The organism is Rhodococcus sp. DK176 (genome assembly GCF_038447315.2).
In the GTDB taxonomy this organism is placed as follows: domain Bacteria; phylum Actinomycetota; class Actinomycetes; order Mycobacteriales; family Mycobacteriaceae; genus Rhodococcus_F; species Rhodococcus_F jostii_A.
The window spans coordinates 6,908,929-6,927,361 of the sequence record NZ_CP118321.2 but is presented as its reverse complement, the minus strand read 5'-3'; the positions used below and the strand labels follow the sequence as shown (position 1 = coordinate 6,927,361).

General features: G+C 68.9%; 21 protein-coding genes. 9 read left to right on the top strand and 12 right to left on the bottom strand.

What is annotated here, in order from left to right:
- Positions 1 to 12: 12 nt before the first annotated feature.
- The 4 genes from manA to PSR88_RS32175 form a co-directional block, all read right to left on the bottom strand.
- Complete coding sequence (gene manA / locus PSR88_RS32190) at positions 13 to 1,245, bottom strand: mannose-6-phosphate isomerase, class I (RefSeq protein WP_009479523.1); 1,233 nt, start codon at positions 1,243 to 1,245, stop codon at positions 13 to 15.
- A complete protein-coding gene (locus PSR88_RS32185; RefSeq protein ID WP_009479522.1) occupies positions 1,245 to 2,324 on the bottom strand; it encodes a hypothetical protein in 1,080 nt (359 codons plus the stop codon). Before PSR88_RS32185 ends, manA begins: the two co-directional genes overlap by 1 nt.
- A 77-nt stretch (positions 2,325 to 2,401) precedes the next feature.
- Positions 2,402 to 3,769 carry a phosphomannomutase/phosphoglucomutase gene (locus PSR88_RS32180; RefSeq protein ID WP_011598258.1) on the bottom strand — a complete coding sequence of 456 codons (1,368 nt, stop codon included), beginning with the start codon at positions 3,767 to 3,769 and terminating at the stop codon, positions 2,402 to 2,404.
- Between the two features lie 104 nt (positions 3,770 to 3,873).
- Positions 3,874 to 4,269 carry a DUF3499 domain-containing protein gene (locus PSR88_RS32175; RefSeq protein WP_009479520.1) on the bottom strand — a complete coding sequence of 132 codons (396 nt, stop codon included), beginning with the start codon at positions 4,267 to 4,269 and terminating at the stop codon, positions 3,874 to 3,876.
- Positions 4,270 to 4,349: 80 nt separating this feature from the next.
- On the opposite strand from PSR88_RS32175, the gene PSR88_RS32170 reads away from it, so the two are divergent.
- Positions 4,350 to 4,841: a metallopeptidase family protein gene (locus tag PSR88_RS32170; RefSeq protein ID WP_029539455.1), complete on the top strand. Its 492-nt coding sequence runs from the start codon at positions 4,350 to 4,352 to the stop codon at positions 4,839 to 4,841.
- A gap of 1 nt (position 4,842) precedes the next feature.
- Here the strand turns inward: PSR88_RS32170 and PSR88_RS32165 are convergent, their stop codons facing one another.
- The gene (locus PSR88_RS32165) at positions 4,843 to 5,103 is read right to left on the bottom strand and encodes a WhiB family transcriptional regulator (RefSeq protein ID WP_166680705.1); all 261 of its coding nucleotides are present in this window, start codon (positions 5,101 to 5,103) and stop codon (positions 4,843 to 4,845) included.
- Between the two features lie 482 nt (positions 5,104 to 5,585).
- Here PSR88_RS32165 and cofD point away from each other — a divergent pair, with 482 nt between their 5' ends.
- The 3 genes from cofD to PSR88_RS32150 are packed head-to-tail and all read left to right on the top strand — an operon-like array spanning position 5,586 to position 8,495.
- Entirely contained in the window at positions 5,586 to 6,575 is a 990-nt protein-coding gene (cofD, locus tag PSR88_RS32160) for a 2-phospho-L-lactate transferase (protein WP_029539457.1), read from the top strand.
- Entirely contained in the window at positions 6,572 to 7,936 is a 1,365-nt protein-coding gene (locus PSR88_RS32155) for a coenzyme F420-0:L-glutamate ligase (RefSeq protein ID WP_011598255.1), read from the top strand. Before cofD ends, PSR88_RS32155 begins: the two co-directional genes overlap by 4 nt.
- Before the next feature lie 10 nt (positions 7,937 to 7,946).
- On the top strand, positions 7,947 to 8,495 hold the full coding sequence (locus PSR88_RS32150; RefSeq protein WP_016883177.1) for an NUDIX hydrolase: 549 nt from the start codon (positions 7,947 to 7,949) through the stop codon (positions 8,493 to 8,495).
- A 503-nt stretch (positions 8,496 to 8,998) separates the two neighbouring features.
- On the opposite strand, the gene PSR88_RS32145 is transcribed toward PSR88_RS32150, so the two are convergent.
- Positions 8,999 to 9,103, bottom strand: a complete 105-nt coding sequence (locus PSR88_RS32145) for a hypothetical protein (protein WP_016883178.1) — start codon at positions 9,101 to 9,103, stop codon at positions 8,999 to 9,001.
- Between PSR88_RS32145 and PSR88_RS32140 the strand changes: the two genes are divergently transcribed.
- Both PSR88_RS32140 and PSR88_RS32135 read left to right on the top strand, forming a co-directional pair.
- The gene (locus PSR88_RS32140) at positions 9,102 to 9,884 is read left to right on the top strand and encodes a transposase (protein ID WP_016883179.1); all 783 of its coding nucleotides are present in this window, start codon (positions 9,102 to 9,104) and stop codon (positions 9,882 to 9,884) included. The genes PSR88_RS32145 and PSR88_RS32140 overlap by 2 nt on opposite strands.
- Complete coding sequence (locus tag PSR88_RS32135) at positions 9,833 to 9,946, top strand: hypothetical protein (protein ID WP_337461514.1); 114 nt, start codon at positions 9,833 to 9,835, stop codon at positions 9,944 to 9,946. Before PSR88_RS32140 ends, PSR88_RS32135 begins: the two co-directional genes overlap by 52 nt.
- A gap of 90 nt (positions 9,947 to 10,036) precedes the next feature.
- On the opposite strand, the gene PSR88_RS32130 is transcribed toward PSR88_RS32135, so the two are convergent.
- From PSR88_RS32130 to rfbD, 3 genes are read right to left on the bottom strand one after another with little or no spacing between them, the layout of a single operon-like run.
- Entirely contained in the window at positions 10,037 to 11,116 is a 1,080-nt protein-coding gene (locus tag PSR88_RS32130) for a sugar phosphate nucleotidyltransferase (RefSeq protein WP_009479513.1), read from the bottom strand.
- Complete coding sequence (locus PSR88_RS32125) at positions 11,106 to 12,005, bottom strand: glycosyltransferase family 2 protein (protein WP_005264672.1); 900 nt, start codon at positions 12,003 to 12,005, stop codon at positions 11,106 to 11,108. Before PSR88_RS32125 ends, PSR88_RS32130 begins: the two co-directional genes overlap by 11 nt.
- Positions 12,006 to 12,039: 34 nt before the next feature.
- Positions 12,040 to 12,888 carry a dTDP-4-dehydrorhamnose reductase gene (gene rfbD / locus PSR88_RS32120; protein WP_016883181.1) on the bottom strand — a complete coding sequence of 283 codons (849 nt, stop codon included), beginning with the start codon at positions 12,886 to 12,888 and terminating at the stop codon, positions 12,040 to 12,042.
- A gap of 134 nt (positions 12,889 to 13,022) precedes the next feature.
- On the opposite strand from rfbD, the gene PSR88_RS32115 reads away from it, so the two are divergent.
- Both PSR88_RS32115 and PSR88_RS32110 read left to right on the top strand, forming a co-directional pair.
- Complete coding sequence (locus tag PSR88_RS32115) at positions 13,023 to 14,486, top strand: LCP family protein (protein ID WP_016883182.1); 1,464 nt, start codon at positions 13,023 to 13,025, stop codon at positions 14,484 to 14,486.
- A gap of 23 nt (positions 14,487 to 14,509) precedes the next feature.
- Positions 14,510 to 15,229, top strand: a complete 720-nt coding sequence (locus PSR88_RS32110) for a TIGR03089 family protein (RefSeq protein ID WP_011598249.1) — start codon at positions 14,510 to 14,512, stop codon at positions 15,227 to 15,229.
- Here PSR88_RS32110 and PSR88_RS32105 read toward each other — a convergent pair.
- On the bottom strand, positions 15,214 to 15,627 hold the full coding sequence (locus tag PSR88_RS32105; RefSeq protein ID WP_050787535.1) for a hypothetical protein: 414 nt from the start codon (positions 15,625 to 15,627) through the stop codon (positions 15,214 to 15,216). The genes PSR88_RS32110 and PSR88_RS32105 overlap by 16 nt on opposite strands.
- Positions 15,628 to 16,309: 682 nt before the next feature.
- Here PSR88_RS32105 and PSR88_RS32100 point away from each other — a divergent pair.
- Complete coding sequence (locus tag PSR88_RS32100) at positions 16,310 to 16,495, top strand: DUF559 domain-containing protein (RefSeq protein ID WP_016883185.1); 186 nt, start codon at positions 16,310 to 16,312, stop codon at positions 16,493 to 16,495.
- Positions 16,496 to 16,574: 79 nt separating this feature from the next.
- Here PSR88_RS32100 and purE read toward each other — a convergent pair whose 3' ends face one another.
- The gene (purE, locus tag PSR88_RS32095; RefSeq protein WP_005563291.1) at positions 16,575 to 17,102 is read right to left on the bottom strand and encodes a 5-(carboxyamino)imidazole ribonucleotide mutase; all 528 of its coding nucleotides are present in this window, start codon (positions 17,100 to 17,102) and stop codon (positions 16,575 to 16,577) included.
- Positions 17,086 to 18,345: a 5-(carboxyamino)imidazole ribonucleotide synthase gene (locus PSR88_RS32090; RefSeq protein WP_009479505.1), complete on the bottom strand. Its 1,260-nt coding sequence runs from the start codon at positions 18,343 to 18,345 to the stop codon at positions 17,086 to 17,088. Before PSR88_RS32090 ends, purE begins: the two co-directional genes overlap by 17 nt.
- Positions 18,346 to 18,433 lie beyond the last annotated feature (88 nt).

Sequence of the window (18,433 nt, the reverse complement as noted above, 5' to 3'; positions counted from 1 at the left end):
GCGGGTCACAGGCTACGCGATCGGCGGGCCGACCCTCGCACTGAACAACTGGGCACACTCGGTGCCCGCGGTCACCACCACTTCGGGGTCCTCGGCCGCGATCCAGACGGCGTTGCCCTGGGACAGTTCGAGGGCATCGGTTCCGCACCGCAACTCCACCGAACCCGAGGTGCACAGCAGAATATGCGGTCCCTCCGAGTCGAGCCGGTGCTCCGTGGGGCCGTCCGGTGACAGATCGATCCGCGCGAGAACGAATTCCGGCGCCGGCGTGGAGTACACGAATTCGCCACTGCCCGGGCGCTCTTGCGCCTCCAGTATCGGAATGTCGACGGTGTCGAAGTCGAGGACGCGCAGCAACTCCGGAACGTCCACGTGCTTGGGTGTGAGTCCCCCGCGCAGCACGTTGTCGGAGTTGGCCATGATCTCCACGGCCATTCCGTGCAGGTAGGCGTGGAGGTTGCCCGCGTCGAGGTACAGGCCCTGCCCCGGTTCGAGGGTGACCCGGTTCAGGAGGAGCGCGGCCAGCACCCCCGCGTCTCCCGGGTACACCTCACTCAATTCGAGGGCCGTGCGGATCTCCGCTGCGAACTCGCCGTCCTTCGTATTCGACAGATAGGCGACGCATCCGTCGAGCACCCTCGGCATCAGCGCGCCGAGCACCGGCTGCGGCAACGTGATCCACGTGGTGAACAGCGCGCGGAGACCGTCCGAGTCGGGTTGTCCGGCAATCAGGCCGACGTAGGGCTGCAGCTCCGGAACCGCGATCGCCTCGAGCAGCTTGACCGTCCGCTGAGGGTCCCGGAAACCAGCGAGCGCGTGGAACCGGCTGAGGGCCACGACGAGTTCGGGTTTGTGGCTGGCGTCCTTGTAGTTGCGCACCGAGGATTCGAGCGGGATTCCCGCCTCGTTCTCCCGGGCGAACCCCTCCCACGCCTGCTCGGTGCTCGGGTGGGCCTGCAACGACAGGGGTTCCTCCGACGCGAGCAACTTCAGCAGGAACGGGAGGCGATCGCCGAACGTCTCCACGCTCCGCTTGCCGAGCTGGCGTTCGGGTTCCGAGTGCACCAGGTCCAGAAGGGACCGGGGCCCCTCCTCGGTGAGGACGCGGGCGGGATCACCCGGGTGCGCGCCCAACCACAGTTCCGCCTCCGGATGCGCGGTGGGAACCGGAAGTCCACGCAGCTGTGCGATGGCTGTGCGCGATCCCCACGCGTAGGACCGGAGCGCACCTTCGAGTCGGTGCACTAGATACCGCCGATCAACTGGAGATACGCGGCAGTCATGTCGAGCCTGCCGACGAGAACCGCCGCCTGTTCCAGCTCGGGACGCTGCGATGGAACCTGGCCCTCGTCCGAGGATGCGACGACGAGGTCGACGTCGCCCAGGGCGGCGATCCTGCGTTCGACGAGCATCCGATCGGCGTCGGCCGACAACACGAACGTGCGCACCGGGCTGGCCGAGGGCGGACCGTCCAACTCGGGATCGTGGAATATCGAGTCGTGCGCGGAGAGCGCCTGGTCGACACGGAACGTGCCCGCCGCGCTCAGAACGTCCGGAAGTTCCGACGCGGTCGCCACACGACCCGCGTGCAGCAGCGCCTCGGCGCCGTGCCGGGCCAGTTCCACCGTGCTCTCCGTGTCACCCGTGAGCACGATGCGGCGTCCCTGCATGCGGGAGGCCAACGATTTCGCGGGATTGTGGAACACCTCGCTGTTCGGCCTGTCACGCAGCGCCTCACCGTCGACGGCGTCGGCGATCTGCTCGAGGTCGGGAACCTCGTCGCCCCAGCGTTCCGAACCGACCACCCGAAGGACGGCCAGCAGTACGGCGAAGTACCGCAGCAGACCGTGCCGGGTGAGTGCCCGGACCCGCGGCGCGAACATGACGACCCGTCCGGCCGCCGCGGCCTGCAACGGCCCTTCGTCCGGCGCCGCCACCACCACTTCGGCGCCGCGGCGCACCGCCGCGTCGATGGCCTGCACGAGCCGGGGGTCGCCTGCGTCGTCGCCGGCCACCACCACCACGTCGAGCGGGCCCACCCACACGGGGGTCCGGGTGGCGCGCACCAGCGGGAAACCGATCCGTTCGGCGAGGACCGCCGTCAGGATCGCCGCCCCGCGGCTGGCACGCCCCGCGCCGGTCACCACCACCACGCTGCGCGGACGCAGCCCCTGCAGTCGTTCGAGAGCCCCCTCCTCGACCGCGGACCGGGTGGCCCGGATCTGGGCACCCCCCATGGCGGCGGACCGCAACACGCCCTCGGTGTCCGCCGCGACCAGTGCGTCCCCGTCGTCCAGATCGAACAGGGGCGTCGGCGCTGTCATGACACCGCACCCCCTTTCTTCGTCAGTGCAAGCCACATTCGCAACACGTGCAGAACCTGTAGTTCCAACTATGGCAGTCAGGCTCGGACGATGCCCAGTATCTCGGTAACGAGTGCATCTACCTCGGCCGCCGTCGCCGCCTCCACGTTGAGCCGCAGGAGCGGCTCGGTGTTGGAGGCCCGCAAGTTGAACCACGCACCGTCCGCGAGTTCGACCGTGACACCGTCGAGCCGGTCCACGACCGTGGTGCGGTCTGCGAACGCCGACAACACCGCGTCGGTCCTTTCGGCGGCGTCCGCGACGGTCGAGTTGATCTCTCCCGACGCCGCGTACCGCTCGTACTTCGCCATCAGCTCGGACAGCGGACGATCCTGCTCCCCCAGCGCCGCGAGAACATGCAGTCCGGCGAGCATCCCGGAGTCGGCGCCCCAGAAGTCGCGGAAGTAGTAGTGCGCGGAGTGCTCGCCGCCGAAGATCGCGCCCGTCTCGGCCATCTGCTGCTTGATGAACGAATGCCCCACCCGGGTGCGGACCGGGTGTCCGCCCAGCTCCGTCACCAGCTCGGGCACCGCGCGGGACGTGATGAGGTTGTGGATGACGGTGGCGCCGGGCTCCTTGGCCAGCTCCCGCTCCGCGACCAGGGCGGTGACGGCGGACGGCGACACGGGGTTGCCGAGCTCGTCGACCACGAAGCAGCGGTCGGCGTCGCCGTCGAAGGCCAGACCGATGTCGGCACCGGTCTCACGGACGTATCGCTGCAGATCCACGAGGTTCGCCGGGTCGAGCGGATTCGCCTCGTGGTTCGGGAACGTGCCGTCGAGCTCGAAGTACAGCGGCTCCAGCTTCACCGGCATCGGCTCGAACACCGCGGGAACGGTGTGCCCGCCCATGCCGTTGCCCGCGTCGACGGCCACCGTCAGCGGGCGGAGGTCGGACAGGCTCACCAGTCCGCGGACGAAGCTCGCGTACCGCTCGAGCACGTCCTCCTCGGACACCGCGCCGGGAGCGCCGTCGAACACCGGAACCCCGTCGATGACCTCGGCCGCGATCGTGGCGAGGCCCGTCTCCTGCCCCACCGGCTTCGCGCCTGCGCGGCACAGCTTGATGCCGTTGTACCTCGCCGGGTTGTGGCTCGCCGTGAACATCGCACCCGGGCAGTCGAACAGCCCCGACGCGAAATACAGCTGATCGGTGGACGCGAGACCGATGAGTACGACGTCCAGGCCCTGGGCGGTGACGCCGTCGGCGAATGCGCGGGCCAGTTCCGGGGACGACGCGCGCATGTCGTAGCCGATCACGACCTTCGTGGCGCTGTCCTCGCGAACGAGTCGTGCGAATGCGCCACCCACATCCTGCACGAACGCGGCGTCGATGTGTTCACCGACGACACCCCGCACGTCGTAAGCCTTGATCACGGCATGTACGGACTCGGCTGATCGCGCCACTTCTTGTTTCTCCTTTACGAGCACCAGTGCTGGCGCAAGCCTAATGCCTGCCCGTCGCGGGCACGGCACGCCGCGGGCCGCAGGCCCGGAAGCAGGCGGGGACGTCAGTTGGAAGGGTCGGGAAGTACCCGCAGGTGGCCGCGGCGACCGGTGCGCGCCGGGCCGGGCTGGGTGCCGGTCTCCGCGCGATCCTCGGTGGACACGGTCCGTTCGGACCGCCAGCGATCGCCGAGGCCCGCCTCCCGCACGGCCTCCGCCAGCGCGGTCAGGTCGTCCTCGTCCGGGGTACTCGACGAGAACCCACCCTCGTACCGAACCAGTTCCCAGCCCTTGGGTGCGGTGATCCTCGACGCGTGCGTTTCGCACAGATCCCACGAGTGCGGCTCGTCGACCGTGGCGAGCGGGCCGACGACGGCGGTGGAGTCGGAGTAGACGTACGTGAGCGTCGCGACAGCGGGGTTCTTACACCCGGGGCGGCAGCATCGACGCAGAGATCTCACAGCTAGGGAGCCTAGCCCCACGAAGGCCCGACACCTACTCGGACACACCGAGAGTGTGCGGCTGTCGTAATGTCCACACCATGTCCAGAGCACGACGCAGGCGTCCCGTGACCACCCGATCCGTCGACCGACGGGGACGGGGAATCCGCGGGTCCGTGTTCCCTCCGGACGCGCCGGCACGACGGAGCCGCGCAGAGAAGTTCGATCTGGTGGTGCTCGAGGCGTTCGCGCCGATCGACGCGCGCTGGCGCGAACGCCTGACGAAGCTGGACATCGCGGTCGACGAGGTCCCGAAGATTCATGCTCTCGACCCGGATTCGGTCAACTGGCCCGCCGAGGTCGTGGCGGACGGGCCCGTGCCACTGTCCCGACTGATCCCGGCCGGCATCGACCGGCACGGATCCACGACGCGGGCGCGAGTCGTCCTGTTCCGGCGACCGCTCGAACAGCGCGCCAAGGACCCGGACGATCTCACCGACCTGGTGCACGACGTGCTCGTACAGCAGGTGAGTACGTACCTCGGAGTCGAACCCGAGGTCATCGACCCGGATCTGCCGGGCGACGAAGACTGAACTAGACGATCCCCCGCTTCAGGCGCCGGCGCTCACGCTCCGACAAGCCACCCCAGATACCGAACCGCTCATCGTTGGCCAGTGCGTAGTCGAGGCATTCGTCCCGCACCTCACAGCCCAGGCAGATGCGCTTCGCTTCCCTGGTGGAGCCTCCCTTTTCGGGGAAGAAGGCCTCAGGGTCGGTCTGCGCACAGAGCGCGCGCTCCTGCCACTGATCCTCGATGGTCTCGAACAATTCGTCGAAACCGGTCACCAGACTCAACGCCGGGCGGGGGCCCGTCGTCTCGACTTCCTGTGCAACGAGTTCCGGCACAGAAATTACTTTCACACTGTCTTCTTGCACACTGGCTTCTTGCACACAGACTTCTTGAACACAGACGCCGTCCGCTGCGCCTGCTTCGGAATTGGTCTGCGGTTCGTCGCTTACTGTGCTCCAGCGAGTCTCCGACTCGATCTGCTCATTGGGCATCGTTCCGCCTCCTCACCTGTGATAGCGCAGAAAATTTCGATCGATCATGTACCCCGAACCGAACACCCCTGCCACCCGTTCGAACAACCGTTCGAATTGATCCCCGCTGCAAGCGATCCCACGCCCACAACGTCGGAATGACATATTTGTGATTAGACACGCCCAGCGTGTCGCGGTCAAGCTAACCGTTGAAAGTCGATTACTATTTCGCGCTCTCGATTCGCTCCGGGGAAGCAGCACACGGGAGGCGGGCGGCCACCGCCTAGGCTTGCACCGTGAACGTGACTGTATTGGTTGGCGGGGTGGGTGGGGCCCGGTTCCTGCAAGGCGTGCGGAGACTTCTGGGGGCCGATGCGCCCGGTGGTGGGGGCGCCGATTCCGCGCACCGGATCACTGCGGTGGTCAATGTCGGTGACGATGTGTGGATGCACGGGTTGCGGATCTGCCCGGACCTGGACACCTGCATGTACACCCTCGGCGGTGGTATCGACACCGAGCGTGGGTGGGGGCATGCCGGGGAAACCTGGAACGCCCGGGAGGAACTCGCCGCCTATGGTGCGAAACCGGATTGGTTCGGGCTCGGGGACCGGGACATCGCCACCCATCTGATCCGCACCCAGATGCTGCGGACGGGGTATCCGTTGTCGGCGGTGACCGAGGCGTTGTGCAACCGGTGGCAACCGGGTGTGAGCTTGCTGCCGGTGACCGATGATCGTAGTGAAACTCACGTCGTGATCACCGATCCCGAGGACGGGGAGCAGCGGGCGATCCATTTCCAGGAGTGGTGGGTGCGGTACCGCGCCCAGGTGCCGACGCACAGCTTCGCGCACATCGGCGCCGAGCAGGCCGCGCCGGCGCCGGGGGTGCTCGAGGCGATCGAGACTGCCGACATCGTGTTGCTGGCGCCGTCGAATCCGGTGGTCAGTGTGGGGGCGATCCTGGCGGTGCCGGGGATCCGGGGCGGCCTGCGCACCACCGCCGCGAAGGTGGTCGGGATTTCGCCGATCGTCGGCGGAAAACCGTTGCGGGGCATGGCCGACGAATGCCTCGACGTGATCGGGGTGGACACCTCGGCGGAGGCGATCGGCCGCTGGTACGGGGCCCGGTCCGGGACCGGGATCCTCGACGGCTGGCTGGTGCACGACACCGACACCGCGGAGGTCCCCGGGGTGCAGGTGCGGAGTGTGCCGCTGATCATGACCGACCCGGACGCCACCGCGGCGATGGCGCGGGCGGCGCTGGACGTGGCGGGGGTGACGTTGTGACCGAACCCGCGGGTGCGTCCGGGCTCGATCACGCCCCGGGCGGTGCGATCGAAATCCGGCCCATCGCGGGCCTGCCCGAGTTCCGGCCCGGCGACGACCTGGCGGCCGCGATCGTCGCGGCCGCGCCGTGGCTGGCCGAAGGCGACGTGCTGGTGGTCACCAGCAAGGTGTTCTCGAAGGTCGAGGGCCGGATCGTGTCCTCCCCGACCGACCCGGAGGAACGCGACGCGGCCCGCCGACGCCTCGTCGAGCAGGAAGCGGTCCGGATCGTGGCCCGCAAGGGCCGGACCCTGATCACCGAGAACCGGCTCGGGATCGTGCAGGCCGCGTCGGGGATCGACGGCTCGAACGTGGCGGGTTCCGAACTGGCGTTGCTGCCGGAGGATCCCGATGCCAGCGCCGCCGCCCTGCGCGAGGCGATCGAGGTGGCGTTGGGGGTGCGGGTGGCGGTGGTGGTCACCGACACCATGGGCCGGGCGTGGCGCAACGGTCAGATCGACGCCGCGATCGGTGCGGTCGGGTTGCCGGTGCTGCACGGGTACGCCGGGTCCCGCGACAGTCAGGGCAATGAACTGGTGGTGACGGAGGTGGCGGTCGCCGACGAGATCGCCGCCGCGGGCGATCTGGTCAAGGGCAAGCTCGGTGGGGTACCGGTCGCGGTGGTGCGGGGCCTGGATCTGGTCGACGACGGTTCGCGGGCACAAGATCTGATCCGCCGCGGCGCCGAGGACCTGTTCTGGCTCGGCACCGCCGAATCCGTCGAGCTGGGACGGGCGGAGGCGGTGCTGCTGCGCCGCTCGGTTCGCCACTTCGCGACCGACCCGGTCGACCCGGACGCGGTGCGGGCGTCGATCGCGGACGCGCTGACCGCGCCCGCCCCGCACCACACCCGACCGGTCCGGTTCGTGTGGATCCGCACCCGCACGGTCCGCGACGCACTGCTGACCCGGATGCGGGAGCAGTGGCGCACCGACCTGGCCGCCGACGCGATGAGCGCCGACGCGATCGACACACGGGTGGCCCGCGGCAACATCCTGCTCGACGCACCCGAGGTGATCATCCCGTTCTGCGTCCCCGACGGCGCCCACCACTACCCCGATCAGCGCCGGCGGGCGGCGGAGTCGACGATGTTCACCGTCGCGGTCGGTGCCGCGGTGCAGGGGCTGCTGGTGTCGTTGGCGACCAAGGGAATCGGCAGCTGCTGGATCGGGTCGACGATCTTCGCCCCGGACACCGTCCGCGGCACCCTCGACCTGCCCGCCGACTGGCAACCCCTCGGCGCGATCGCCGTCGGCCACCCCCTCGAACCACTGACCCCCCGACACGCCGCCGACCCCGGCGACGCCCTGATCGAGAGATGACCCACGCGCAATGAGCGCCGAATCACTGCACCGCACCGCGACCGCCGCACTCGAGGGCTGGAAGACGCTCGACGAGAACGACGAATCATTGCGGCACACCATGCTCGCGTTCCTCGCGTCGGCGCCGCTCGGGTGCCTGCGGGAGCACGCACCCGGACACATCACGGCGTCCTCCCTCGTCCTGGACGAGGGAGGATGTCACGTGCTCCTGACCCTGCACCCCAGGGTCGGCCGGTGGATCCAATTGGGCGGGCACTGCGAGCCTTCCGACGAGACCGTCGTCGACGCCGCGCTGCGGGAGGCGTGCGAGGAATCGGGAATTCCCGACCTCCGGATCGATCCCGACCTGCTGTCGGCGCACACCCACCCGATCACATGCTCACTCGGACAACCCACCCGGCACCTGGATCTCCGCTTCCTCGTCCGCGCGCGGCGCGACGCCCACATCGTGCGCAGCTCCGAATCGACGGACCTCCGCTGGTGGCCGGTGGCCGCACTGCCGCCGAACGCGGAGAAGTCCACGATCGACCAGCTCGTGCACCTGGCCGGACTGCGCTAGCGGCGCTGTTCCGACGTCGGGCGTTTCGCCGAGATACGGTCGCCGGGGGATGTTCCCCAGATCGCCGGGTCGGCGTAGCCGAGATCCCCCGAACGGGCCGCACGTTGCTCGGCAACCCGATCCGATCATCCGCGTAATCCGTTGGGACGCCTCGGGTCCGGATCGCCGATCCCTCCGTAAACGAATCGTCGGGCGCCACTTAGCGTGTGAAGCCGTGCGTCACTTCACCAGCGCTTCGGCGGAAGCCGGGCCCTTCATGGCCGGAGGTAGCCGATCAGAGTTGCGTGGTAGAGCTGGGACTGCACGACTCCCCCGGGATCAGGGCTGTTTCTGGTTGGTGATGTATGGGGCGACGTTTGATTGCGGGGTCTCTCCGGCGGAGGCAACGAAATACGATGGTGGCGAAGAGTGACTGCAGAGGTTTGCCCGGGTGTGGTCGGGGGAAATTGCTGTCGCGGATGCCGTGCCGAGACACCCTCGAGGCTGGTGCCAGAATTGACGGTTCAACTGTCGGTGGGTCGTGGGTCGTGGATCGGCAGATGCACGTGATCGTGCTTCGCGTTGAACTCGGTCAGCGCCACACCGAACGCGTCACACACCTCTGCCATGATCTCCTCACAGCGGGTGAGCATCGGACGGGTGGTGAAGATCAAACTTGCCCCCACCGACGCGCAGGCGCATGCGCTGCACGACACGCTGATGTTGTGTAACACCGCCGCAGGCGTGGCGTCACGGGTCGCGCAAGCGAGCGAGGATTGCCGCGCGTTCGCCCTGCAGAAGGCCGTCTACCACCAGTTGAAGGCGTTGGGACTGTCGGCGCAACCGGCGGTCCGCACGATCAAGAAGGTCGCGGACGCCTACGCGACGCGGGGCGCGAACCTCGAGGCCGGTAATTATGGTCCGCGTGGCGGCAAACGCGCCACGGATATCGCCGCCGCGGCGATCGGGTTCCGGGCGTTGGCGGCGCAACCGTTCGACGATCGGTGCCTGTCCTGGAAACAGCAGGGCTCGACGATCAGTATCTGGACAAGCGAAGACCGACTCAAAGCGGTGCGGTACGTGTGCGCGCCGTGGCAGCGTGCACTCCTGGAACACTGTTGTGGTGAGACAGATCTCGTGTTCCGCGACAACATGTGGTTCCTCCACGCGACGGTCGACGTCCCGGCACCCGAACCGGTAGTGGTCGAGGAGTTCCTCGGCGTGGACCTGGGGATCGTGAACCTCGCGGTCACCTCCGATGACACCGCTGCGTCGGCGGACTGGTCCGGTGGGGCGGTCACCGCACGCCGCGGCAAGTACACGCGGACAAGGCGAACCGGATCACACAGGATCGGTTTGTGTGCCGGGTGTGTGGACATGTCGATCAGGCAGATCACAATGCCGCGTTGAACATCGCCTACCTGGGATACGCGAAGTACATGACCACGACGCACGGCTATTGGGCCGCCTAATCAACCGGCCTACGGTCGGCGCGCACCTGACAGCCAGTCGGGGACGCGACTGGCAAACCCGGCCCTTCAGGGCAGGGGTACGTTGATCTCTCACACGTCCGTGCTGAACCGGACCCCGCCGTCGGGCAACGTCACGCCCGGCCACACCCGGGCCCCGCGCAGGAGTTCGCACCGGGCGCCGATGTCCGCTCCGTCACCGATCACCGCGTCACGCACCAGAGCCCGCGGCCCGATGCGCGCGCCGAAACCGATGATGGACCGTTCGACGGTCGCTCCGGCCTCGACCACGGCGCCGTCGAACAGCACCGCGCCGTCGAGTCGCGCGCCCGCACCCACCTCGGCGCCGCGGCCGACTACGGTCCCGCCGATCAGCAGCGCGCCCGGGGCGACACCCGCGCCCGGGTGGACGAGCGATTCGCCGCGCGGTCCGTCGAGCGCAGGCGACGGAGCGATGCCGCGCACCAGGTCCGCGGAACCGCGCACGAAGTCCTCGGGGGTGCCCATGTCGCGCCAGTACGAGGAGTCGACGTGTCCGTAGATGCGGGCGTCCTCGGCCAGCAGCGACGGGAACACCTCGCGCTCCACCGACACCGGACGGCCCTCGGGGATCCGTTCGATGATCTCGCGCTTGAAGACGTAACAGCCGGCGTTGATCTGGTCGGTCGGCGGGTCCTGCGTCTTCTCCAGGAACGCGGTGACCCGGCCGTCGGCGTCGGTGGGCACGCAGCCGAACGCCCGCGGATCCCCCACTCGCACGAGGTGCAGGGTGACGTCGGCGTCCCGGTTCCGGTGGGTGTCGAGGATCGCGCCCAGGTCGGTACCGCCGAGAACGTCGCCGTTGAAGACCATGGCGTGGTCACCGCGCAGCTTCGGCAGAACGTTGCGGATGCCGCCACCGGTGCCGAGTGGTTCGGTCTCGGTGACGTAGTCGATCTCGAGCCCGAGCTTGGAACCGTCGCCGAAGTACTCCTCGAAGACCTCCGCCTTGAAGGACGTCCCGAGGACCACGTGCCTGATCCCGGCCGCCCCGATCCGCGCGAGCAGATGCTGGAGGAACGGCAGACCCGCCGTCGGCAGCATGGGTTTGGGCGCCGACAACGTCAGCGGGCGGAGCCTCGTTCCCTGACCGCCGACCAGCACCACTGCGTCGGTCGTCTTCTCAATTGCCATGAGTCGTTCCCCCCTCGTTCTGGTTCGTGCGTCGTTCCCGGACTGCGGCAGCCACGGCGATCTTCGACCGCACTGCCAATCCTCCCCGAAGTGCCCACCGAAGCGGCGCCTGCCACCAGTGGGGATGACGATCGGCCTGGAACCGGTACGCGCTCTGATGGTGAGCGGGCAGCATCAGTTCCGGATGCTTGCCCGCGGCGTGCCCCTTCGCGTGGGTGACCTCGGCGGAGGGCACGTACACGTTCAGCCACCCGGCCTTGCCCAGGCGGTCGCCGAGGTCGACGTCCTCCATGTACATGAAGTAGCGGGAATCGAAGCCGTTGATCGAGTCGAAGGCCGCGCGCCGCATCAGCAGGCACGAACCGGACAACCAGCCGACCGACCGCTCGCTGACCGTCTCGTTCTCCTGGCGGTAGCCGGCAGTCCACGGGTTGGACGGCCACACCGTGCCCAGAATCGCGTGCCCGGCACCCGACACGAGGTCGGGCACCTGGCGCGCCGACGGGTAGATGCTCCCGTCGGGTTCCAGAACGAGAGGTCCGAGCGCCCCCGCTCGCGGCCAGCGCTCGGCGGCCGCGAGAAGTACGTCGATCGATCCGGGCGCCCAGCGAACATCCGGATTGGCGATGACGACGAATTCGATCTCGTCGTCGATCTCCGCCACAGCCCTGTTGATGGCACCGCCGTAGCCGATGTTCCCGCCGGTGCGCAGCAGGCGCACGTGCTCGTGCGCCGCGTCCGCGGCCTCGGGGGCGCCGTCCGTCGATCCGTTGTCGGCCATCACGACCTGCGGATCTTCTTTCGTCGCCTCGGCGAGAGTGCCCAGGAACTGCTCCAGATGCTCACCTGGCGAAAAGGTCACCGTCACCACGGCCAGCTTCGAACTCACGCGGGCAAGCGTAGCCGTTGGGAGCAGGTCCGCCTCACACCGCTTCACGCACAGCCGCATGCAACGCGTCTCGCCACGGCCGCAACGGGGTCAGCCCGGCGTCGGCCCACGCGCGGCCGGACAGCACCGAGAACGCCGGTCGCGGGGCGGGCCGCACGAACTGGGCACTCGTGCACGGCCGGACTCGCTCCGGGTCCGCGCTTGCTTCCTCGAACACGGCGCGCGCGAGGTCGAACCAACTCGCCCGGCCCGAATTGGTGGCGTGCAGCACCGGCGCGTCGACGTCGCTGCGCCCCGCGAGTTCGAGCAGTGCATCGGCCAGGTCGCCGGCGAATGTGGGCGAGCCCACCTGATCGTCCACGACGTCGACCGTGTCACGTTCGCGCTCGAGCCGGAGCATGGTGGAGACGAAGTCGGAGCCGACCCCCGTGTAGACCCATGCTGTGCGCACGACGTGGGCGGACGGAAGCGCTGCGTGGACGGCGCGTTCGCCGGCGAGTTTGGTGCGTCCGTAGGCGGTCGCCGGACCCGTCGGGGCGTCCACCTCGTACGGCGTGTCGCCCTGCCCGGCAAAGACGTAGTCGGTGGAGACGTGAATCAGCCGGGCACCCACCCGGGCGCACGCCGCCGCCAGGTTCCCCGGCCCTGTCTCGTTCACCGCCCGGGCGGTGTCCTCGTCCGACTCCGCAGCGTCGACCGCCGTGTACGCCGCGCAGTTGATCACCACCGATCCGGGTTCGACCTGCTCGTTCACCGCGCCGGGGTCGGTGATGTCGAGCTCAGCGGACCCCACCCCCCGGGCGGGAATTCCCGTCGCCTCGGCTCGTCGGAGGAGGTGCCCACCCAGCTGTCCCCGGGCGCCGGTCACAAGGATCTTCGTCACGGGGGTCAGTCTGGCACGCCGATCGACGCCTCCCTGCTCCCGGCGCGTCGACCAGTAGCCTGGTTTCCGTGTCACACGAGCAACCCGCACCAGACGCACCCCCGAGCACGGCTCGGCGGCCGATTCACATCGCTGTGGCGGTGCTGTCGGTGCTCGCCCTCGTCGTGACGGGATTCGCCTGGCGGAGTATCGACTCGCTGCGCAACAATCTGGCAACCGCGGGCGGTCTGGGACTCGGCGGAAGCGCCGACGGCGCCGTCGACATCCTCATGGTCGGCACCGACAGCCGCACCGACGCCCACGGTAACCCCCTGTCCCAGGACGAACTCGACTCGCTTCGGGCCGGCGAGGAAGTGGCGTCCAACACCGACACCATCGTCCTCATCCGCGTGCCCAACGACGGGAGTTCCGCCACCGCCATCTCGATCCCCCGCGACTCCTACGTCGACGTGCCGGGCATCGGCATGTCGAAGATCAACGCCGCGTACGGGGCCACCAAGGAGACCGAGCGGCTCGAACTCGTCGAGGACGGCGCCACCGACGAGGAAGCCGAGGAGGAGTCGACGAAGGCCGGCCGCGAGGCGCTCATCCAATCGGTGGCCGACCTCACCGGGATCACCGTCGACCACTACGCCGAAGTCGGGCTGCTCGGGTTCGTCCTCCTCACCAACGCCGTCGGCGGCGTCGACGTCTGCCTCAACGAACCGGTGGACGAGGACATGTCCGGCGCGCACTTCCCCGCCGGTGAGCAGACGTTGAAGGGTGCCGACGCACTGAGCTTCGTCCGCCAGCGCCACGACCTTCCCCGCGGCGACCTCGACCGCATCGTGCGTCAGCAAGTGTTCATGGCCTCGCTCGTCGGCAAGGTGCTGTCCGCGAAGACGCTCAGCGACCCCGGCAAGCTGAACGAACTCAGCGGCGCCGTGCAACGCTCGGTGGTGCTCGACGACGACTGGGACATCATCGAATTCGCCACCCAACTGCAGGACCTCGCCGGCGGCAAGGTGCAGTTCGAGACGATTCCGGTCGCGGATCTCAACGGCATGACCGATTACGGCGAGTCCATCGTCGAGGTCAAGCCGAAGGACGTGAAGAAGTACGTGGCCGGTCTCGTCGGCGAGGAGCCCACCGACTCGGAAGACACCACAACGTCCGAGACGCCCAAGATCGACGCCTCGACCGTCACCGTCGACGTCGCAAATGCCAGCGACGTCGGGGGCCTCGCGAACGGCGTCGCCGACGCCCTCACGTCGCTCGGCTACGGCCAGGGCGAGGTCGGCAACTACACAGGTCAGTCGGTGAGCGAGACCACCGTCTTCGCGCACTCCGCGGACGACAACAGCGCCAAGGCGGTCGCCGCAGCACTCGGCGGACTCCCCACCGACACCGACGCGACACTGCCCGAAGGCTCGGTGCGGGTGGTGCTGTCGAGTGACTACCAGGGCCCGACGTCCGCCGAGACCACCGGCACCACCACGTCGTCCGAGTCCTCGGAGACAGGCCTCGAGCCCGCGTCCGCAGCAGGAACGACCCCCACCCCGGCACCGCCCGGCCCGCCCATCGATGCCGGCTCGTCGGGCCCGCGTTGTGTGAACTAGAAAACGAGAGACGGATCGTGTCCATGAACCATGCGTCCCGCACGCTGACCGACGCCCTGCTCGACCCCATCCTGAAGAACGACCCGGCCGGCCCGCGCGTCACGTTCTATGACGACGCGACCGGCGAACGGGTCGAACTCTCGGCCCTCACCCTCGCCAACTGGGCGGCCAAGACCGCCAACCTGCTGCGTGACGAGTTCGGCGTCGAGCCCGGCGCCCGCGTCGCGGTGCTCCTTCCCGCGCACTGGCAAACCGCCGCAGTTCTGCTCGGCGCATGGTGGGCCGGCGCCGAGGTCGTCCTCGAAGCCGATGCGGACGCCGAGATCGCACTCGTCTCGGCCCAGCACCTGGGCGACGTCGAGGACGTACCCGAGGTCGCGGCGCTGTCGCTGGACGCGTTCGGCAGGCCCGTCCCCGACCTCCCCGTCGGCATCACCGACTACGCCACGTCCGTGCGCGTCCACGGCGACCAGTTCCGGCCGACGGTCGCCGGACCCGCACTGGCGGGCAAGAGCGTCGACGACGTCCTCGCCGCAGCACTCGCCTCCGCCGAATCGCAGGGAATCACCGGGACCGACCGGGTGCTGTCCGAAGAGGCGTGGGACTCCCCCGACGCCCTGATCGACGGTCTGGTGGCGGTCTTCGCGGCCGGCGCGTCACTCGTGCAGGTCACCAACGCCGACGCCGCAGCCCGGTCGAGGCGCGTCGACACCGAGAAGATCACCCGTCAGCTCACCCGGTAGCCGCCGTCCGCGAGGCCCGCGGCGACCTCGAACCTGTTCCGGGCACCACGGTGCCGCAACTCCTCGAACAGGTACCGCAGAGCGAAGGTCCACCCGTACGTAGCCCATTGGTCGGCGTGGACCGCTTCGTGTCGCACGAGCGATCTCGCCGGTTCCCGGCCGGTGAGAAATGCGCCGCCGATCGTCGTCCCGCCGCGCGCGTACCCACCCCGCATCCCGCTGCACACGAAGATGCCGAACTCGGCGTCGAACGCGATGCGCGCACCCCACAGCCGGGCATACGCTAACGCCAGCCGTGTGATCGCCGCGGACTGCGAGCTCCCCCGCGACGCTCGGATCATCGGCACACCGCGGCTGCGTTTCACAGGCGCAGGATAAGTGCTCGAGGCGACGTTCATCCACAACTTCTCGCCCATCCACAGACCAACCTGAAGTCTCAGTTCGCGCGCGGCAGGGATGACGCGCCCGCCACGATGCTGCCGATCATGACCGCACGCATTCGTACCCTGAAAGAACTCACCGACGCCGGATCCCCCGCAGCACCATCGCCGCCCTGTGCCGAGGTGGCAGCTACCACCGCGTGCTGCCCACGGTGTACTCCCGCGTCGAACCCGACACGTACATCCGGTGCGCCGCCGTGTCGGCGTGGCGGCCGGCCGCGGTCCTGAGCCACCGCACCGCGGCCTGGCTCTACGGCTGGTTGCCCGAGCCGGCGGTCGTCGAGGCGACGGTTCCCCGGGGCTGCGCGTCACGCCGCCGGACTGGCTTCGGCTGTTACCGCCGCGACCTCGCACCGCACACGGTGTCGATGGTGTCCCTTCTTCCGGCGGTGTCGCCCGCCCAGGCGCTCTTCGATTGCGCAGGCGTCATGCCCGAAGGAGACGTGGCGTCCCTCGTCGACAGCGAACTCGACCGGAGCGTCGGTCCGCACCGTGACCTCTGCGCCGCTCACCACGGCCGGCACGGCGCGCCCGCGGCACGACGGCTGTTACGCCACGCTCCCCTCTTAGCCGCGTCGGAACCCGAGCGGGTACTCGGTCGCGAGCTCAGCCTTCGCGTTTTCCCGCTCGAGGCCGGATCGTGGTCGAGGTCGACGGCCGCGAGTTCCACAGCGAGAACGACCGACGGCGTCAGAACTGGCTCGTCAGTGAGGGGTGGATGGTGCTCCGCTTCGCGGCCTACGACGTGCTGGCGCATCCCGATGTGGTCGCCGGCGAGATCTTCGATTCGGTGCGTCGACGGCGTCGCAGTCGGCGCCCGAAGTGAACTGAGCCGCCACTCCTTGCTCCCCCAGGGCTGATTCGGCCCCCGGAGCAGCGAAGAGTGGCGGCTCAGTTCGACGCGCTCAGCCCAGCAGCTTGTCGCGGAGTGCCTTGTCCTTGTCCAGGACCATCTTCTCGAGCCCGTCCTGGAACGCGACCATCTGCTGCTGCAGGGCGGGGTCGGAGGCGCCGAGGATGCGGACGGCGAGCAGGCCCGCGTTGCGGGCGCCGCCGATGGACACGGTCGCGACGGGGACACCTGCGGGCATCTGCACGATCGAGAGCAGCGAGTCCATCCCGTCGAGGTATTTCAGCGGGACGGGCACACCGATGACGGGCAGTGGGGTGGCCGATGCCACCATGCCCGGCAGGTGTGCGGCACCACCGGCGCCGGCGATGATCACCTGGATGCCGCGGCCGGCCGCGTCCTTCGCGTAGTCGAGCATGCGCTGCGGTGTGCGGTGCGCGGACACGACACCGACCTCGAAACGCACCCCGAACTCGGCGAGCGCCTCGGCGGCAGCCTCCATGGTGGGCCAGTCGGAGTCGCTGCCCATGATGAGCCCGACCTGTGCGCCCTGCCGTGCTGCCGTGTCACTCACCGTGTACATCCCATCCGTCGGTCCATTCAGCGTGCGAGAGCCAATGCGCGGCGCGCTCGGCGCGCTCGCGCACCCGCGCCACGTACTCGGGGTCGTCGATCGAGCCGGGTCCGCCGACGATGTTCACGTGGCCGATCTTCCGGTCCTCACGTTCCCCCTTGCCGTACAGGTGGATCTTTGCGTCGGGCATTCGGGCGAAGAGGTGGTGGACGCGTTCGTCCATGCTCATCTCGGGGGCCGTCGGTGCACCGAGCACGTTCGCCATCACCGTGATCGGTGCGAGCGGTGCGGTGTCGCCGAGCGGATAGTCGAGGACCGCGCGCAGGTGCTGCTCGAACTGTGAGGTGCGGGCGCCGTCCATGGTCCAGTGGCCCGAATTGTGCGGGCGCATCGCTAGTTCGTTGACGACGAGCGTGCCGTCGGTGGTTTCGAACAGTTCGACGGCCATCGCGCCGACCACTCCGAGTTCGGACGCGATGCGCAGCGCCAGTTCCTCGGCGGCCTCGGCGACCGAGTCGGGCAGCGCCGGGGCGGGGGCGAGGACCACGGCGCACTGTCCGTGGCGTTGCACCGTCTCCACGACGGGCCACGTGGCGCCCTGACCGAACGGTGACCGCGCCACCATCGCGGACAGCTCACGCCGCATCTCGACCTTCTCCTCGACGATGAGGGAGACACCCTGGTCGAGTTGCTGGGTGACGATGCGCTCGGCTTCGTCGGAATCGTCGGTGATCCACACGCCGCGACCGTCGTATCCGCCGCGGACGGCCTTGATCACGACGGGCCATCCGTGTTCGGCGCCGAACTTGACGACGTCCTCGGCCCAGGTCACCTCGGCGTAGGCCGGGACCGGTGCGCCGAGTTCGGCGAGCTTGCGGCGCATCGCCAGCTTGTCCTGTGCGTAGATGAGCGCCGTCGGCGGCGGCTGCACGTTGACGCCCTCGGCGACCAGGACGTCGAGGTGCTCGGTGGGCACGTGCTCGTGGTCGAAGGTCAGCGCGTGCGACCCGACCGCGGCCCTGCGGAGCGCGTCGAGGTCGGTGTGGCTGCCGAGGACGACGTCGGGGCTCACCTGGGCTGCGGGTTCGTCGGCGGTGCCGGAGAGCACCCGCAGGGTCTGGCCGAGCGCAATCGCGGCCTGGTGGGTCATCCGCGCGAGTTGGCCGCCACCGATCATCGTCACGACGGGTTGCCCGGCGGTCAGATCGCGGGGTGTCGTGGGACGCGGTGTGGAGTCAGAGTTGCCGGTCACGGGTCACTAGTTTGTCACGTCCGGCGCTGGGTTCCGCCGCCGAGGTGCCGGTGGGCAGTTTCTGTGATTCTCCTGATGATCTCGCCGC

Coding starts and splice junctions, on each gene's coding strand:
- PSR88_RS32105 (WP_050787535.1), bottom strand. CDS start 15,627: ATGAACGTCGCCTCGAGCACTTATCCTGCGCCTGTGAAACGCAGCCGC.
- PSR88_RS32140 (WP_016883179.1), top strand. CDS start 9,102: ATGATCTCCTCACAGCGGGTGAGCATCGGACGGGTGGTGAAGATCAAA.
- PSR88_RS32130 (WP_009479513.1), bottom strand. CDS start 11,116: ATGGCAATTGAGAAGACGACCGACGCAGTGGTGCTGGTCGGCGGTCAG.
- PSR88_RS32185 (WP_009479522.1), bottom strand. CDS start 2,324: ATGACAGCGCCGACGCCCCTGTTCGATCTGGACGACGGGGACGCACTG.
- purE (WP_005563291.1), bottom strand. CDS start 17,102: ATGTACACGGTGAGTGACACGGCAGCACGGCAGGGCGCACAGGTCGGG.
- PSR88_RS32110 (WP_011598249.1), top strand. CDS start 14,510: ATGAACCATGCGTCCCGCACGCTGACCGACGCCCTGCTCGACCCCATC.
- PSR88_RS32145 (WP_016883178.1), bottom strand. CDS start 9,103: ATGGCAGAGGTGTGTGACGCGTTCGGTGTGGCGCTGACCGAGTTCAAC.
- PSR88_RS32170 (WP_029539455.1), top strand. CDS start 4,350: ATGTCCAGAGCACGACGCAGGCGTCCCGTGACCACCCGATCCGTCGAC.
- PSR88_RS32150 (WP_016883177.1), top strand. CDS start 7,947: ATGAGCGCCGAATCACTGCACCGCACCGCGACCGCCGCACTCGAGGGC.